This is a genomic window from Rhodococcus yananensis, from assembly GCF_020515525.1.
GTDB lineage: Bacteria > Actinomycetota > Actinomycetes > Mycobacteriales > Mycobacteriaceae > Rhodococcus > Rhodococcus yananensis.
In genome coordinates, this window is record NZ_JAIYEP010000042.1 from 21119 (window position 1) to 37814 (window position 16696).

14 protein-coding genes are annotated in these 16696 nt (G+C 66.5%); 9 read left to right on the forward strand and 5 right to left on the reverse strand.

Annotated elements, in window-relative coordinates; genetic code table 11:
- Positions 1-13 precede the first annotated feature (13 nt).
- The 6 genes from LDQ05_RS11770 (at position 14) to LDQ05_RS11795 (ending at position 4340) form a co-directional block, all read left to right on the forward strand.
- Positions 14-460: a hypothetical protein gene (locus LDQ05_RS11770; protein WP_226437160.1), complete on the forward strand. Its 447-nt coding sequence runs from the start codon at positions 14-16 to the stop codon at positions 458-460.
- An 11-nt stretch (positions 461-471) separates the two neighbouring features.
- A complete protein-coding gene (locus LDQ05_RS11775) occupies positions 472-978 on the forward strand; it encodes an iron-containing redox enzyme family protein (RefSeq protein WP_264184891.1) in 507 nt (168 codons plus the stop codon).
- On the forward strand, positions 975-1685 hold the full coding sequence (locus LDQ05_RS11780) for a 2OG-Fe dioxygenase family protein (RefSeq protein WP_226437146.1): 711 nt from the start codon (positions 975-977) through the stop codon (positions 1683-1685). Before LDQ05_RS11775 ends, LDQ05_RS11780 begins: the two co-directional genes overlap by 4 nt.
- A gap of 22 nt (positions 1686-1707) precedes the next feature.
- Positions 1708-2655: an N-acetyl-gamma-glutamyl-phosphate reductase gene (argC, locus tag LDQ05_RS11785; protein WP_226437147.1), complete on the forward strand. Its 948-nt coding sequence runs from the start codon at positions 1708-1710 to the stop codon at positions 2653-2655.
- Positions 2642-3157: a hypothetical protein gene (locus LDQ05_RS11790; protein WP_226437148.1), complete on the forward strand. Its 516-nt coding sequence runs from the start codon at positions 2642-2644 to the stop codon at positions 3155-3157. Before argC ends, LDQ05_RS11790 begins: the two co-directional genes overlap by 14 nt.
- Before the next feature lie 271 nt (positions 3158-3428).
- Positions 3429-4340: an SDR family NAD(P)-dependent oxidoreductase gene (locus LDQ05_RS11795; RefSeq protein WP_226437158.1), complete on the forward strand. Its 912-nt coding sequence runs from the start codon at positions 3429-3431 to the stop codon at positions 4338-4340.
- 15 nt (positions 4341-4355) lie between these two features.
- On the opposite strand, the gene LDQ05_RS11800 is transcribed toward LDQ05_RS11795, so the two are convergent.
- The 5 genes from LDQ05_RS11800 to LDQ05_RS11820 all read right to left on the reverse strand — a co-directional run bounded on the left by LDQ05_RS11800 (position 4356) and on the right by LDQ05_RS11820 (position 13393).
- The gene (locus LDQ05_RS11800; protein ID WP_226437149.1) at positions 4356-5285 is read right to left on the reverse strand and encodes a cutinase family protein; all 930 of its coding nucleotides are present in this window, start codon (positions 5283-5285) and stop codon (positions 4356-4358) included.
- 124 nt (positions 5286-5409) lie between these two features.
- A complete protein-coding gene (locus tag LDQ05_RS11805; RefSeq protein WP_226437150.1) occupies positions 5410-6288 on the reverse strand; it encodes a YncE family protein in 879 nt (292 codons plus the stop codon).
- 192 nt (positions 6289-6480) lie between these two features.
- Complete coding sequence (locus LDQ05_RS11810; protein WP_226437151.1) at positions 6481-7932, reverse strand: glutamate synthase subunit beta; 1452 nt, start codon at positions 7930-7932, stop codon at positions 6481-6483.
- Entirely contained in the window at positions 7925-12520 is a 4596-nt protein-coding gene (gltB, locus tag LDQ05_RS11815; protein ID WP_226437152.1) for a glutamate synthase large subunit, read from the reverse strand. Before gltB ends, LDQ05_RS11810 begins: the two co-directional genes overlap by 8 nt.
- A gap of 306 nt (positions 12521-12826) precedes the next feature.
- Positions 12827-13393, reverse strand: coding sequence for a TetR/AcrR family transcriptional regulator (locus LDQ05_RS11820; protein ID WP_226437153.1), 567 nt, complete (start codon positions 13391-13393; stop codon positions 12827-12829).
- 66 nt (positions 13394-13459) lie between these two features.
- Here LDQ05_RS11820 and LDQ05_RS11825 point away from each other — a divergent pair, with 66 nt between their 5' ends.
- From LDQ05_RS11825 to LDQ05_RS11835, 3 genes are all read left to right on the forward strand, one after another.
- On the forward strand, positions 13460-14485 hold the full coding sequence (locus LDQ05_RS11825; RefSeq protein ID WP_226437154.1) for an FAD-dependent monooxygenase: 1026 nt from the start codon (positions 13460-13462) through the stop codon (positions 14483-14485).
- A 93-nt stretch (positions 14486-14578) separates the two neighbouring features.
- On the forward strand, positions 14579-14887 hold the full coding sequence (locus LDQ05_RS11830) for a hypothetical protein (RefSeq protein WP_226437155.1): 309 nt from the start codon (positions 14579-14581) through the stop codon (positions 14885-14887).
- The gene (locus LDQ05_RS11835; RefSeq protein ID WP_443711610.1) at positions 14887-16602 is read left to right on the forward strand and encodes a WXG100 family type VII secretion target; all 1716 of its coding nucleotides are present in this window, start codon (positions 14887-14889) and stop codon (positions 16600-16602) included. Before LDQ05_RS11830 ends, LDQ05_RS11835 begins: the two co-directional genes overlap by 1 nt.
- Positions 16603-16696: the final 94 nt, after the last annotated feature.

The following is a 16696-nucleotide window of genomic DNA, read 5'->3' on the forward strand; positions in this document are numbered from 1 at the left end:
CCTCGGAGACCTCATGGCATCCCTCAGTTCAGGCCTGCTCGAACAGTCGGTCGATACCGACGAACTGTCCGAACTACTCGACCGCGCATACGAATACGAGGACTGCACCGCCCTGCTTCAGGTCCAGCAGCGCCTCGCGGAGATTCACGCGCGTTCGTTCGAGATTCCCGCCTCCCTACCACGGACCGACTTCAACGCGTTGCGTGCCGATCTGCACTGTGCGTTGCAGATCGAAGAACGCATGCTCTCCTACGAGGATCGATTCATCGACCTCGGCGCCTGCCCGTCCACGACCGGGGGCGGGCTCGAATTCGTGCGCAGCCTGAAATCGGTCGTGCGGGAGCATCCGGCGAACCGGCACCCGTTCTACATCGACTTCTTGCCCGACAGCGCCGACATCGCCTACTACCTCGCGCAGGAGTCGGCACTGGATCCCGGTTCGACGACTTCATCGCCCTGATGCAGATCGGGATGGCTGTACGGCCGAAACTCGAACTCGCCGGCAACTACTGGGACGAGATGGGGAACGGCACCGAGCCCCGCGTGCACACCGTGATGTTCCAGAATGCCCTCGACGAGGTCGGTGCTACCGACGACTTCATCCGCGAGAATCTCAGTGTCGACGCCATGGTGTGCGGGAACCTCTCGGCCATGCTGGCGTTGCGTAAGCCCTTGATCTTCCGCGCCGTAGGCAGCTTCGCTGTAACCGAGTTCCTGTTTCCGCGCCGGTGCGCGCAGCTGCTCGAGGCGTGGCGGCGTAACGCGCTGTCCGTCGAGGGCATCGAGTATCACCGCGAGCACATCGGCATCGATGCGCGTCACGCGTCGGGGTTCTTCAAGAACGTCATCATTCCCCTGGTCGAGGAGCGCCCCGAGGTCGCACCCGAGATTTCCTGGGGCGCCCTGGCCCGTCTCAACTCCTCGCAGCGCTATCTCGAATCCACCCTGCAGACCCTGACCTACGGGAGTGCCCGTTGAACACCGATCTCGCCCAGCGCGGCTATGCCCTCGTGGACGGATTGTTCGCCACGGAGGAGCAACTGGCCTCCTACGAGAACTGTCCGCACGATCCGTTCATGGGCAACGGCACCCGGTACAAGCGATTCTCCCAGTTCAAACTCGACCATGACAGCGACTGTTGGGGCATCGAGCTGCTGCCAGCACGTGCCTACACTGCGCCGAAGGAGTTCAACCCGGTTGGTGGCGGATTCAAGCGCCCCTACGAACCGCTCGAGGCGGACTTCAGTGGGATCATCACCAAACTGGCGGACCAGCTCGGCCTCGACCGCACGACAGCCTGGCAGATCACCGTGCACCAGAACCGCAGCATCGCCGAACCCCGGCGCCACGGCCAGCTGACCCCGGAAGGGCGGCACAAGGACGGTCACGAGTTCGTCACCATCAGCGCGTTAGCCCGTTCCAACGTCACTGGCGGACGCACCCGGGTGTGGGGCGGTGAGGAGGCCGAACAGCCGCTGTGGGAACACACGATGGTCCCCGGTCAGACATTGCTGCTCGACGATCTGACCGTCCTGCACGATGTGACCGATATCGAAGCGGCCACCGACGTCCGCGGCACCCGAGACATCCTTATCGTTGCCTATTCACGTTGGGACGAAAGGTGGTACGGCGACGAGCACGACGCGGCCGTGCTCGAACCGCGCACCGTCCCGGGCCAGATGTGATCGGCTGGAGAGGACACCACCTATGAGTATTTCCTTGTTCCTCGACGGAGCAGCCGGCACCACGGGCCTTCTGATCGAAGACCTGCTGCGACGCAGCCACCCCGAGTTCGAGATCCTGCAATTGTCCGACGACGAGCGGAAGGATCCCGCCGCCAAGCGTGCCCTGCTCGCCGAGGCCGAGTGCGCGGTGCTGTGTCTGCCGGACGCGGCGGCTGTAGAGTCCGCCGCTCTGGCAGATGAACTGGGCGTGCGAGTGCTCGATGCCAGCAGCGCGCATCGGGTGTCGGACGGCTGGGCGTACGGGCTGCCCGAACTGGATCAGGGCGCCCAGCGGCATCGGATCAGCGGTGCGTGGCGGGTGGCGAACCCGGGTTGCTACGCCACCGGTGCGCTCCTGTTGCTCAACCCGCTCTCGCGTGCGGGTCTCCTCCGTCCCGACGCGCACATTCCCATCTTCGGGATCTCGGGCTACAGCGGAGGCGGTCGAGCGATGCTGCAGCGCTTCGATCGCGACGGCGCGACATTGCGCACCGGCAGCTACGCCCACGACCACGAGCACAAGCACGTGCGCGAGATCGTGATGCACAGCCCAATCGAACGCAAGCCGCAGTTCGTTCCGTCCGTCGGCGCTTTCGAGCGCGGGATGTCGGTGACAATCGCGCTCGGTCGCGAAGCCCTGACCGGCGAGATCGATGCGGCCACCATCCTCGAGCACTACGAACAGTCCTATTCGGTCGAGCAATTCGTGCAGGTGTGCACCGCGCAGCCGGACGACCCGAACGGTCTGCTCATGGTCGATGACGTCGTGGGCACCAACGTCGCTGCCGTGCACTGCTTCGACGACGGCGCCGACCTGACCTTGGTGTGTCATCTGGACAACTTGGGCAAGGGCGCGTCGCTGGCCGCGATTCAGAACCTGAACATCATGTTCGGCTACCCGGAGGGGCTCGGTATCGGTGACCAACACTGAGCTTCTGCCGTTCGCAAAGTACACCGCGCTGGGTAACGACTACCTCGTCGTCGACGAGGAGCACTTCGGCACGACGCCGAACCCGCAGCGCATTGTCGAGTTGTGCGAGCGCCGATTCGGTGTCGGTGCCGACGGCATACTCGTCAGCCAACCCTCCGTGGCGGGTGGACCGTTCCGGATCCGGATCTTCAACTCCGACGGCAGCGAATGTGAGCGCAGCGGCAACGGATTGCGCATCTTTGCTCGATGGTTGCTCGATACCGGTGCAGTCGATCGTGATTACTTCGAGGTCTACTGCCTCGCCGGGATATCGCCGGTCGAGGTCAACGAGGACGGCATGCCCACCGTTGCAATTGTACAACTGTTCTCGGGTTGGTTGCGGCAGCGATGCCGGGTGCATTTCATGCGGAACATCCGGGCGGCGGTCGGGGCGAAGGAACACGCTGCCGAACCTGTGTTGTCGTTGACCGGATCGGATGGAACAGCACAGTATTCGGCATGACTCGTTGATCACTGCGCGTCCTGCGGGCCGATCCGAAGTCCACCACTCCACGGGGCACTATCGTGCTTCCGCAAGCGACACGTTCGAGGATGCTTCAGGATGTCGATGGACATCGTCCTCGGACGGCGCAGTCGACGGTGCCGACACACGCGTGGAAGGATGGGTCGCGGATCCCGATCCTTCGCGACACCGAAGAGATCGTCGGCCCGCGGCCCGTCCACAGATCGAACACCGACGAGCGCATCGTCGCCGTGTCGTGTTGGATGAGTTCATGCCGTCACGGTTCTCCCAGCTCCGCCGGTGGCGTTCCGGCGCCTCGACACACACGCGGCTGCGTGACCTGACGGGCACGCTCGTCGTCGTCACCGGCGGCGCCGGCGGGATCGGACGCGCCGTGGCCCGCGCGTTCGCCGCCGAAGGCGCCATCGTCGTCGTCGCGGATGTCGACATCGACGGTGCCCGGGAAACCGTCGACCTCATCGACACGCCACCGCCGTCCGCGGGCGGATCCACCGCGGTGTTCGGCGGCGGCGCTCACGCATACGAACTGGACGTCTCCGACGAAGCGCAGGTCCGCCGGTTCGCCGAGACCGTCCGCGCACGGCACGGTGTCGCGGACGTGATCGTCAACAATGCCGGTATCGGCGTGATCGGCCCGTTCCTGGAGACCCCGTCCACGGCATTCGAGAACGTCGTGGACGTCAACTTCTGGGGTGTGGTCCACGGCTGCCGCGTGTTCGCCGAACAGATGGTCGAACGCGGCACGGGCGGTCACGTGGTGAACGTGTCGTCTGCGGCGGTCCTCGCACCGCAACGGAACATCGCCGCGTACTCGACGACGAAGGCGGCCGTACTGATGCTGTCGGAGTGCCTGCGCGCCGAATGGGTCGAACACGGTATCGGTGTGACGGCCGTGTGCCCGGATCTCGTGGACACCGGGTTGATCCGCAACGCCGAATACGTCGCCCACGATCCGGAACGGGGCATCGCGCGGCGAGCCCGCGCACTGTCGGTGTACGAGCAGTTGCACGTTCCACCCGAACGCGTCGCCGACGCCGTCGTCGCGGCGGTCCGCCACAACCGCCCGGTGGTCACCGTGTCGCCACGGGCGAGGACCAGCGCATGGATCGCCCGGCTCACCCCTCAGGTGATGCGAGCCGGAACGAGATTCGACATCGACTGACCACCGCCGCGCCGATCACACCTTCGATGCGATCCAGTCGTGCAGCCACCTGGTGGCCGTGGTCCCGTTCCCATCGACCACATAGTTCGAGTAGTCCTGGTGGATCTGCGAACCGTAGAACCTCCGGATGTCACCCTCACGGTCGGCGTTGGCCTCCGGGGATATCTGCGACTGCAGCGTCGGGATTCCACCGGCGCGTACGATGTCGTCGTACAGCACCATCGCCTCGTCCCGGTAGTTCTCGAGGTCCTCGGGTGAGCTTCCGGCGGAAATCGCAAGGAACCCGGCCAGTCTCGTCACGAAATCGTCGCGAGGCGTGGAGCAGTACAGGTCGCCGACGGCGCAGAGAGTGCGCACCGCGGGCGTGACGAGACCGAACCCGCCGAGTCGCGGACCGCCCGCACCGTTACCCACGACGGGCGGTCCCACGAACGGATCGGTTTCGGAGCGACGGGGATCGGACAGCAGGCCGACGGCTACGAGTCGGTTCGGTGCGATCACACCGAACCCGGTGCCGATCTCGGCGGCGAGATCGCCCGCGGCGTCGGCACCCTGACTGTAGCCGACGAGGGCGAAATCCGTTCCCGGACAGTGCACCGCGGTCGCCACGATGAGGTTGCGGGCGTTGTCGACGGCGCGGGTCCGCGACAGTGCGTACACCTCGCCCTCCCACGGGAAGGCGGTGGCCGGGTACTCCACGTAGTCGACGCGGGCTCCCGCCGGCAGCCCGGAGGTGACCTCGCCGAGCATCCCGTTGCCCCGCGCGGGATCCGAGGTGTTCGACGTCTCCCACGTGCCCGGAACGGCGATGACCTGGAGGGACGGACAACCCGGATTCGCATGTGCGACATCCGCCGTCACCAGGGTGGTCGTCGCCACCGCCACGGCGCCGACCACCGCCGTCAGAATCCGCGCGGCGACCGTCGCCGGCCACGTCTTCGCCATCCCCATCCTCGCCCCCGGGTCTCGGTCACGTGTTGTGGATCGTCTCGTCCGTATCGCAACGAGAATGCACTCGCATGATTACACAATCGTTGACTTCACGTGACCTCTACGTGGCTGTGTGCGGTCAGTCGCGCACGACCACGACCGAACCCGCACCGATGTTGGTGACGAAGACGTTGCCGGTGCCGTGGTCGAATCGCGTGACGGGATCGGGCTCCTCCACCGTCCGCGACACCGGTCCACCGCGGTCGACGACGGTGACCGCGGGACCGAACAGGTTGGTGACGTACACGTTTCCGGTGATCGGATCGTGCACCACCACCTCGGGCGGCAACGGAACCTCTTCGGGCAGTGGCTCGGTCACGTGCGCGCGGTCGACGACGGTGACCGCCCCGGTTCCGATGTTGGTGACGAAGACACCGTCGTGGCCGGCGTCGAGTTCCAGTCGCGGCATCTCCCCGGCCGGTTCCGCGACCTCGACCGGGGCGGGCCGCACCCCGTCGCGACGCACCGTGACCGCGCCGGTTCCGATGTTGGTCACCGCGACGTTGCCGACCCCGCCGTCGACCCTCATCTCGAGTGGGGTGTCCGCCACCCGGGTGCCACCGGCCACGCGACCGTCGGGATGGCTGACGTGCACCGGTCCGGAACCGACGTTGGTGATGCACGAGTTTCCGATGCCACCGTCGAGACCGAGGAGCCGGAGTCCGTCGACGACCGGCACGGGAGGTGCGGCCGCCGAGCCGTCGATCGTGACGAGTCCCGGTGCGGTGCGCACACAGTCGTCGACGGCAACCGGTGGAGCGTCAGGAGACGGCGGGGCGGAGAGTGCCGGCAGTTCGGGAAGGGACGGCAGGTCGGGAAGGGACGGCAGGTCGGGAAGGGACGGGAGCACAGGATCGGCCGCCGCGGCGGGAGCGCTCAGCAACGCCAATACGGTCGCGCCGGCACCCGCAGCGGCGAGTACGCACGCCCGTTTCGTGCAGTTCCTCGTACCGGTCATGCGCCGACCCTATATCGACAGACTTCATCACGACACTGCAAACGGCCCGAAACTCGATATCACGAGACCATCACGAGGCGGGGCGGCCGGGGTCCGGGGACGCCGAAACCCGTCGGCCCCCGGTGCTCGGGCACCGGGAGCCGACGGGTCTGTCGGAACGGGACGCCGGGACACGCCGACCGGCGCCCGGGTCTACCGCTGGGGAGCGGAGGTCGGGACGATCGGGGCGGGCAACGCGGTGTTCTCCTCGAGGAAGCGATCCACCGCGGCCGCGCACGACCGACCCTCGGCGATGGCCCACACGATCAGCGACTGACCGCGGCCCATGTCACCGGCGACGAACACGCCGTCGACGTTGGTGGCCCAGTCCGAGCCGCGGGCGACGTTGCCACGCTGGTCGAAGTCGACACCGAGGTCGGTGAGCAGTCCGGGCTTCTCGGCACCGGTGAAGCCCATCGCGAGCAGCACGAGGTCGGCTTCGAGCTCGAAATCGCTGTCCTCGACCTTCTCGAACCTGCCGTTCACCATCTGCACTTCGTGTGCCTTCAGCGCGGTGACTTTGCCGTCCACACCCACGAACTGCTCGGTGTTGACCGAGAAGACCCGCTCGCCGCCCTCTTCGTGCGCAGACGACACCCGGAACATCAGCGGGTAGGTCGGCCACGGGGTGGACTCCGCCCGCTCCTCCGGGGGACGCGGCATGATCTCGAACTGGTGCACGCTGACCGCGCCCTGACGGTGCGAGGTGCCCAGGCAGTCGGCACCGGTGTCGCCACCGCCGATGATGACGACCTTCTTGCCCTCGGCCGTGAGGGTGGGGGCCGGCAGATCACCGAGCTGCACGCGGTTCGCGATCGGCAGGAATTCCATGGCCTGGTGGATACCGTCGAGTTCGCGGCCGGGGATCGGCAGGTCACGGGCCACGGTGGCACCACCGGCGAGGACAACCGCGTCGAACTGCTCGCGCAGTTCGTCGGCGGTGATGTCGACACCCACCTCGACACCGGTCCGGAAGATGGTGCCCTCGGCCTCCATCTGTGCGAGACGCCGGTCGATGAACCGCTTCTCCATCTTGAACTCGGGGATGCCGTAGCGCAGCAGACCACCGACACGGTCGGCGCGCTCGAACACCGTCACCGTGTGTCCGGCACGGGTGAGCTGCTGTGCCGCAGCGAGACCCGCGGGTCCGGAGCCGACGATCGCAACCTTGTGGCCCGTGAGCTTCGACGGGGCGACCGGCTTGACCCAGCCCTCGTCGAACGCCTTCTCGACCAGCTCGACCTCGACCTGCTTGATGGTCACCGGGTCCTGGTTGATTCCGAGCACGCACGATGCCTCGCACGGCGCGGGACACAGCCGGCCGGTGAACTCCGGGAAGTTGTTGGTCGCGTGGAGCCGCTCGATGCCGTCCTCCCACTTGCCCTTGTAGGCGAGATCGTTCCACTCGGGAATTAGATTCCCGAGGGGACAACCGTTGTGGCAGAAGGGAATACCGCAGTCCATGCAGCGACTCGCCTGCGTCTGGAGGGTCTCGAGCGGGAACGGCTCGTAGACCTCCTTCCAGTCGAGCAGCCGCAGGGGGACGGGACGCCGGACCGGCGTCTCACGCGAACCGTGCTTGAGGAAGCCGCTTGGATCACCCACGAGCCGCCTCCATGATCGCCTCGTCAACGTTCGCACCACGAATGGTGGCGTCCTTGATTGCCATGAGTACCTTCTTGTAATCGCGAGGCATGACCTTCGCGAAGTGGCTGACCTGCTGCGACCAGTCGGCCAGGATGCGGGCTGCGACCTCGGAGCCCGTCTCGTCACGATGCCGTTCGATGGCGCCCTTGAGCCACGCGAAGTCCTCGCCCTCGAGGTCTTCGAGATCGACCAGCTCGGGGTTCAGGTTCGCCTCGAAGTTGCGGTCCGGGTTGTACACGAAGGCGACACCGCCGGACATGCCCGCACCGAAGTTACGGCCGGTCGGACCGAGCACCACGACCTTACCGCCGGTCATGTACTCGCAGCCGTGGTCGCCGACACCTTCGACGACGGCCGTGGCACCCGAGTTGCGGACCGCGAAACGTTCGCCGACGACACCGCGCACCAGTGCCTCGCCGCCGGTCGCACCGAACAACATGACGTTGCCGGCGACGATGTTGTCCTCCGCGACGAAGCCGGGAGCGGCATGCAGCGGGGGACGCACCACGATGCGTCCACCGGACAGACCCTTGCCGACGAAGTCGTTCGCGTCACCGAGCAGGCGCAGGGTGATGCCCTTGGGCACGAACGCACCGAAGCTGTTTCCGGCGGAACCGGTCAGCGTGATGTCGATCGTATCGTCCGGCAGCCCCTCCCCGCCGTACCGCTGGGTGAGCTCGTGGCCGAGCATCGTGCCGACGGTGCGGTTGACGTTCGTGACCGTGGTCTCGATCGCCACGGCCGTGCCCGACTCGAGAGCCGGCTGCGCCTTCGCGATCAGCTCGTTGTCGAGGGCCTTGTCCAGGGCGTGGTACTGCTCCTTGGTGCAGTACATGTCCTGCTCGGTGAAGATCGGTGAGGTCACCTTCTCCAACAGCGGCGACAGGTCCAGCTTCGACGCGCGGTAGTGGTCGACGGCCTTCCTCGTGTCGAGGCACTCGACCTGGCCGACGGCCTCGGCGAGCGTGCGGAAACCGAGTTCGGCAAGGTACTCGCGGACCTCCTCCGCGATGTACAGCATGAAGTTCTCCACGAACTCCGGCTTGCCGGTGAACCGCTCACGCAACACCGGGTTCTGCGTCGCCACACCCACCGGGCAGGTGTCGAGATGGCACACGCGCATCATGATGCAGCCGGACACGACGAGCGGGGCCGTCGCGAAACCGAACTCCTCACCGCCGAGCAGCGCGGCGACCATGACGTCACGACCGGTCTTCATCTGACCGTCGACCTGCACGACGATTCGGTCGCGCAGACCGTTGAGCATCAACGTCTGCTGGGTCTCGGCGAGACCGATCTCCCACGGTGCACCGGCGTGCTTGAGCGAGGTGAGCGGGGACGCACCCGTGCCGCCGTCGTGACCGGAGATGAGCACGACATCGGCGTGCGCCTTCGACACACCGGCCGCGACGGTGCCCACACCGAGTTCGGAAACGAGCTTGACGTGGATACGTGCCTGCGGGTTCGCGTTCTTCAGGTCGTGGATCAGCTGCGCGAGATCCTCGATCGAGTAGATGTCGTGGTGCGGCGGCGGCGAGATCAGACCCACTCCCGGCGTCGATCCACGCACCTCGGCGACCCACGGGTACACCTTGTGCGGCGGAAGCTGCCCGCCCTCACCGGGCTTGGCGCCCTGCGCCATCTTGATCTGGATGTCGGTGCAGTTGCTCAGGTAGTGCGAGGTGACACCGAACCGGCCCGACGCGACCTGTTTGATCGCCGACCGGCGCCAGTCACCGTTCTCGTCCGGAGTGAACCGACGCGGATCCTCTCCGCCCTCACCGGAGTTCGAGCGGCCGCCGAGGCGGTTCATCGCGATCGCGAGGGTTTCGTGCGCCTCCGCGGAGATCGAGCCGTAGCTCATCGCACCCGTCGAGAAACGCTTGACGATCTCGCTGGCGGGCTCGACCTCGTCGAGCGGAACCGGCGGGCGCAGGCCCTGCTTGAACTCGAACAGACCGCGCAGCGACGCGAGCTGCTCGGACTGGTCGTCGACGTAGGAGGTGTACTCCTTGAAGACCTTGTACTGGCCCGTGCGGGTGGCGTGCTGCAGCTTGAATACCGTGTCCGGATTGAACAGGTGGTACTCGCCCTCGCGGCGCCACTGGTATTCGCCGCCGACCTCGAGCTCACGGTGCGCGTGCTCCGACGGACGATCGAGGAACGCCGCGGCGTGCCGCGTCGCGACGTCCTGCGCGATCTCGTCGAGACCGACCCCGCCGAGCTGCGACTGCAGGCCCGTGAAGTACTCGTCGACGAGCTCCTGCGACAGGCCGACCACCTGGAACAGCTGTGCACCGGTGTACGACGCGAGAGTGGAGATGCCCATCTTCGACATCACCTTCAGCACACCCTTCGAGGCGGCCTTGATGTAGTTGGCGATGGCCTTCTGCAGCGTCATGCCCTCGGGCAGGTCGCCGTTCTGCAGCAGCTCGTCGATCGACTCGAACGCCATGTACGGGTTGACGACGGCCGCACCGAAACCACACAGTGCGGCGATGTGGTGGACCTCGCGGGCGTCACCGGCCTCCACGAGCAGACCGACCTTCGTGCGGGTCTTCTCCCGCACCAGGTGGTGGTGCACCGCGGACGTGAGCAGCAGCGAAGGAATCGGGGCGAGCTTCTCGTTGGACTCACGATCCGACAGGACGATCAGGCGCGCGCCCTTCTCGATGGCATGCGACACCTGCTCGCGGATGCTCTCCAGCGCGGTGCGCAGCCCCTGACCGCCCTCGGCGACCGGGTACAGGCCACGCACGATGACGCTGTTGAAGCCGGGGTACTGCTTGTCGTCGTTGACGTGGATGAGCTTCTGCAGGTCGTCGTTGTCGATGACGGGCGCGGACAGCAGGATCTGGCGGCACGATTCGGCCGTCGGCTGCAGCAGATCACCCTCGGGACCGAGCATGCCGCCCATGCTGGTGACGATCTCCTCGCGGATCGCGTCCAACGGCGGGTTCGTGACCTGCGCGAACAGCTGCGAGAAGAAGTCGAACAGCATCCGGGGACGCGACGACAGCACCGCGATGGGGGTGTCGGTGCCCATGGAGCCGAGGGCTTCGATGCCAGCGGCGGCCATCGGCTTGACGAGGAGGTTGACCTCTTCGTTCGTGTAGCCGAACACCTGCTGCCGCAGCACGACCCGCTCGTGCGACATGTACGTGTACTTCGACGGCGGCAGATCCTCGAGTCGGGCGACGCCCCGTTCGATCCACTCCTGGTAGGGGTGCTCGGCAGCGAGCTCCGCCTTGATCTCCTCGTCCTCGACGATGCGCCCCTTGGCGGTGTCCACGAGGAACATGCGGCCCGGCTGCAGGCGACGCTTGCTGATGATCTTCTCGGCGGGAATGTCGAGGACACCCACCTCGGACGCCATCACGACGAGTCCGTCGTCGGTCACCCACGCGCGGGACGGGCGCAGGCCGTTGCGGTCGAGGACCGCACCGATGACGGTGCCGTCGGTGAAGCACACCGACGCCGGACCGTCCCACGGCTCCATGAGCGCCGAGTGGTACTCGTAGAACGCGCGACGCGCCGGATCCATCGACCGGTGCCGTTCCCACGCCTCCGGGATCATCATGAGTACGGCGTGCGGCAGGCTGCGGCCACCGAGGTGCAGCAGCTCGAGCACCTCGTCGAAGCGCGCGGTGTCGGACGCTCCCTCGGTGCAGACCGGGAAGATCTTGTCGAGCTTGTCGCGGCCACCGAACACATCGGACTCGATGAGTGCCTCGCGGGCTCGCATCCAGTTGCTGTTGCCGACGACGGTGTTGATCTCGCCGTTGTGCGCGACGCGGCGGAACGGGTGCGCGAGCGGCCACGACGGGAACGTGTTGGTGGAGAAACGCGAGTGCACGAGACCGAGCGCCGACTCGACGCGCTCGTCCTGCAGGTCGACGTAGAAGCCCTTGAGCTGCGGGGTGGTGAGCATGCCCTTGTAGACGAACGTCGACGCCGACAGGCTCGGGAAGTACACGGTCTCGCTGCCCGGTCCGTCATCGCCGGCGCCCTTGTTGCCGAGCTCGTGCTCGGTGCGCTTACGCACCACGTAGGCGCGGCGTTCGAGGTCCATCCCGGTGAGCGCACGTGCACCCGACGCGACGAAGATCTGACGGAAGGTCGGCATGGCGCCCTGCGCCATCGAACCGAGATCCGACGCGTCGACGGGAACCTCGCGCCAGCCGAGGACTTCGAGGCCCTCTTCCTCCACGATCTTGTTCACGGCGGCAGCGGCTTCGTCCGCGGCCTGCTCACCCTGCGGCAGGAATGCGATGCCCGTGGCGTACGCACCCTCGGCGGGCAGATCGAAGTCGACGACCGCGCGGAAGTACGCGTCGGGAACCTGGATCAGGATGCCGGCGCCGTCGCCGGTGTTCTGTTCGGCACCCGCGGCACCGCGGTGTTCGAGGTTGACCAGCGCGGTGATCGCCTTCTCGACGATGTCCCGGCTGCGCCGTCCGTGCATGTCGACGACGAACGCAACACCACAGGAATCGTGTTCGTTCGCCGGGTGGTAGAGCCCTCGAGGCCCGGGAAGATGAGACATACCTAGCCTTCGTTGCATGTGGTGGCAACCGACGACCAGCAACACTGATGGCCATCTACTGCTGTAGATGCGTATCGACCCGGGTGCGTCGATACCTTCGACATCGCCAGTATCCGCCCATCCGCGACGGTGCGGGTGCCATTTTCTGCAGCTCGGGCTCGAACCTGACGATCGGTGGGACGTCGTGGGCCCACCGCCTCGAAACGCACGATATGTCAGGCCACCGGGGGTGATGCAAGCAAGGCTGCCCTATTTAAATGCCCTGAAGTGCGGAAATTCGGACGTAACACCCACGTTTCATCGGCGTCACGCAAGCGGTTGCGGTGCGGTGATTCCCGCCAGCACACGACGGATTCCCGCGCGCAGGTCCGGATCGTCGCCGGCGGTGAGCGCGTGCAGGATCACACCGTCCAGATAGTCGACGAGGACGCGGGCGCCGCGGGCCGGGTCGTCGACACCGAGCGCGCCCAGCATCTGTTCACCCCGGGCACGCAACTCACGTCGACGCACCTCGACGGCGCCGCGCAGCTCCGCGGTGGCCATCGCCTCGACGAACATCGCGTACCGGGCGCGGGTCCGCACGACATCCGGCCCTGTCGCGATGGTCACGTACCGGCACAGCAGATCCTCGAGTTCGCCCCGACTCGCCGGTGCGGACCCGTCGGCGAGCGTTGCCGCGTCGCCGCGGTCGCGTTCGAGGAGGCGGTCGAGCACACCCACGACGAGGGCCTGTCGCGTGCGGAAGTAGTTGGACGTCGACCCGGCCGGGACGCCGGCCAGCGCGTCGACGCGGCGGTGGGTCAGAGCACGCAGTCCGTCGGTGCCCACGAGGTCGATCGCGGCGTCGAGGACGAGGGTGCGCTTGTCGGTCACGCGACGATCGTAACCACGACACTACTTCCGTAGTTTTTTTCACTACATCAGTAGTACGTTGCGTTCATGGCGATGAACGAGAAGCGGGCGGCGATCCTCGGCGGCGGGATCGGAGGACTGACCGCGGCGACCACACTGATCCGCCGCGGCTGGGCCGTCGAAGTGTACGAGCGTGCACCGTCGCTCCCCCGTACCGGCACCGCACTGGGCATGTGGCCCGCGGCTCTGAACACGCTCGCGGAATGCGGGCTCGACCGAGCCGTCCGTGAACGCGGAGCGCTGCAGGATTCGGGCACACTGATGAGTTGGGACGGCAGGATCCTCGGCCGCATCACGGATCTCCGCCGACCCGCCGTCCTGCTGTCGCGGCCGGTGCTGCTCGAACTGCTCGCAGGCGACCTACCCGATGGCACCGTCCGCTTCGGCACACCGGCACCTGCCGTATCCGAACTCGACCACGACGTCGTGATCGCCGCCGACGGGATCGGCTCCGCCGCCCGCGACACCCTGTTCGGCCCGCGGTACCGCCCGGTCCACACCGGATACGCCGCGTGGCGCGGATCGGTCCCCGGCGCCACCTCGTCGATGAGCGAGACGTGGGGACCCGGTGCACTGTTCGGGATCACCCCACGGGACGGCGATCTCACGAACTGGTTCGCTGCGGTGAGAGCCCCGGAGCATTCTCCGGGCGATGTCGACGTCCTGCGCGACCGTTTCGGTCACTGGCATCCGGCGGTCCGCGACATCCTCGACCGCCTCGACCCCGCCGACATGCTGTACCACGACCTGTACGAATCGCCGCCGCTGCCGTCGTACGTCCGCGACAACACAGCCCTCATCGGCGACGCCGCCCACGCCATGGCCCCCAACCTCGGGCGCGGCGCGTGCGAAGCGATGGTCGACGCCGCCGTTCTCGCCGCACTGTTGTCGGAGCATCCGGTGTCGGACGCGCTCCGCCGCTACGACCGTGTGCGACGCCGGCACACCCGACGGCTGGTGCGGGCCTCCCGCCTCGTTGCCGGGGTCGCGACATCGACGAGGTTCGAGTCGCTGCGCAACACCCTCCTCGGTGCCGCGTTCCGGCTCGCGTAGATCGTCCGGAAAGCTCTTCGGATCCGATGGAACCGATCAGCCCGCTGCTGCGTCCAAGCCTGTAGAGACCCCACAGCGAAACGGAGCACCACGATGGAAGTCGACCTCGAAGCGTTGCAAACGATGGCGATCGCCCTCGACAACGAGGGGCGGACGATCGCCGGACTGAAGACCGCCGAGGCGTTCGACACCGCGGAGGAGGCGATGTCGGGGTCGCAGGTCGGGGCTGCGCTCGCACGAGCAGGGCGACCCCTCGACACCTCGTATCGCGCGATGTCGAACTGCCTGTACCGGATGGCCGAGGCCATGGCCCACAGCGTCGTCAGCTACGAGGAAGCACTCGAGTTGTTCGTCGCCCAGGTCGAGGCCGTCGGCTCCGACTTCGAGAACGAGGTCCGGTGATGCTGACACCCGCGCAGATCTGCCGACTCGACCCGGCAGCACTGACCGCTACCGCCGATGCCGTCGAACAGGCGAACGGCACGTTCACCGAGGCCACCGACCAAGTGGACCGTCACGTGACCGCAGGCCTCGCGGCGTGGCACAGCGACGCCGCAGAGGCCGCACAGGTACGCGCATGGCGCAACCGCGTGGTGTATCAGGACGTCGGCGGGACGGTCCGAAACCAAGTGGATGCGTTACGTGACGCGGCGCGCGACATGGGTGAGATGCGCGACGCGATCAGCTCCGTCGTGAAGAGCGCCATCGGTGCGGGCTTCACGGTCCGAGACAACGGCAGCGTGGTGGCGCCGAGTCCACAGACGGGGTCTGCGGAGAGCGATCTGATTCTCCAAGCGGGTCTCGACGACCCCGCCGCGACACTCCAGGCACAACTCGAACCCATGGTCGTCGCATTCGACGAACTCGATCGCGCCGCAGCCGAGACCATCAACGAGATCACCAACCGGTTGGCGACGTTCGGCGGCGAATTCCGCACCCAGGGCGAGTGGAATGCCAAGAGCATCGACGGCGCTGCCGACGCTGCTCTCATCCTGTCGGGCGAAGCGCGGATCGGCGATCTGCGAAGGATCGGGCAACAGCTCTCTTCGAAGTCCGGTGTGTCCCTCGAGTACCTGGACGACCTCTTCCACGGTCTCGGACAGGAGAGCCTGTTCGATCTGTTCGAGACGTACAAGCGGTGGGAACTCCGCGGCGACCCTGATGCCGCGCGGTGGGCGGACGGCCTCGGCAACGGTCTGTTGACGTTGTCGAATCCGGCGTACGGCGGTTCGTGGGAGATGGTGCCACAGGATATTCGCGACACCCTTGCCGACGGCCACAGCCTGGACACGCTGGACGAGGACACCGTCCCGACGTTCCAGCGACTCGACTCGTTGGCCGCGATAATCGGTGAAGCGAATCCGCAGTACCTGCCGGGGCCGGAGTTGGGTGTCGAACTGACGCTTACCGCAGCCGACATATCCGAGCGGAAGGTCTCCACCCTCGAAGATGAACACGCGTGGCTCAATTTCCTCGACGAGTCCACCGCACAGACGTTCATCGACATCGGACTCCGCAACGACGAGGCGGCGTACTGGATTCTCACCGAGACCGGCGCGGATGGCTCCCCCGCCGACTTCCGACGCGACGAAGTGCTCATCCCGTTGATGAGGCGGGACTGGAGCGACGACGGCGCCGCACTCGCCCGCATGACCGACTGGATCGGCGCCGACGCCATTCCGGAGGACCCCGGCGATCCTGCGGAGGTCACGCGGGCCGAACGTGCCGGACAGGCCGCGTTCGGGCTGGCGCACACACTGTCGACAACGAGCTCGGACTGGAATTCGACGAACAACTTCCAGGAATTGATGCAGATCGACAACGGTGGCTGGCGCGAACCGAAACACTCGATCGGCGAGACCAATCCCTTGGCGGTCCAATCCTTCGCCGAGGCACTGGCTCCGTACGCGTCCGAGATGGTCAATGCAACCGACGAGGCCACCGCCACCTACAACTTCGACGAGATAGGCCCGGTCGCTGCCAGTCGGGTGTTCACGGTCCTCAACACCGATCCGTCCGCCGCCGCCTACTTCAACGGATCCGCGTTGGCACAAGCCGATGAACTCGACCGGCAGTACACCCTACGGGCACTCCAGGGCCCCGTAGTTGTTGACTAGCGGTGCCATGACCTGGGGTTTCGGTGTGTTCGGGGGCGGGTTGAGCGGGCATGGGGACAGGGATTGATCATGGGTGTGTCTTACGCATCCAGAT

What these genes read in the sequence shown, in the direction of transcription:
- LDQ05_RS11770 (WP_226437160.1), top strand. Translation starts at nt 14, where the DNA reads ATGGCATCCCTCAGTTCAGGCCTGCTCGAACAGTCGGTCGATACCGAC.
- LDQ05_RS11775 (WP_264184891.1), top strand. Translation starts at nt 472, where the DNA reads ATGGCTGTACGGCCGAAACTCGAACTCGCCGGCAACTACTGGGACGAG.
- LDQ05_RS11800 (WP_226437149.1), bottom strand. Translation starts at nt 5,285, where the DNA reads ATGGCGAAGACGTGGCCGGCGACGGTCGCCGCGCGGATTCTGACGGCG.
- LDQ05_RS11835 (WP_443711610.1), top strand. Translation starts at nt 14,887, where the DNA reads ATGCTGACACCCGCGCAGATCTGCCGACTCGACCCGGCAGCACTGACC.
- LDQ05_RS11795 (WP_226437158.1), top strand. Translation starts at nt 3,429, where the DNA reads ATGCCGTCACGGTTCTCCCAGCTCCGCCGGTGGCGTTCCGGCGCCTCG.
- argC (WP_226437147.1), top strand. Translation starts at nt 1,708, where the DNA reads ATGAGTATTTCCTTGTTCCTCGACGGAGCAGCCGGCACCACGGGCCTT.
- LDQ05_RS11825 (WP_226437154.1), top strand. Translation starts at nt 13,460, where the DNA reads ATGGCGATGAACGAGAAGCGGGCGGCGATCCTCGGCGGCGGGATCGGA.
- gltB (WP_226437152.1), bottom strand. Translation starts at nt 12,520, where the DNA reads ATGTCTCATCTTCCCGGGCCTCGAGGGCTCTACCACCCGGCGAACGAA.
- LDQ05_RS11830 (WP_226437155.1), top strand. Translation starts at nt 14,579, where the DNA reads ATGGAAGTCGACCTCGAAGCGTTGCAAACGATGGCGATCGCCCTCGAC.
- LDQ05_RS11805 (WP_226437150.1), bottom strand. Translation starts at nt 6,288, where the DNA reads ATGACCGGTACGAGGAACTGCACGAAACGGGCGTGCGTACTCGCCGCT.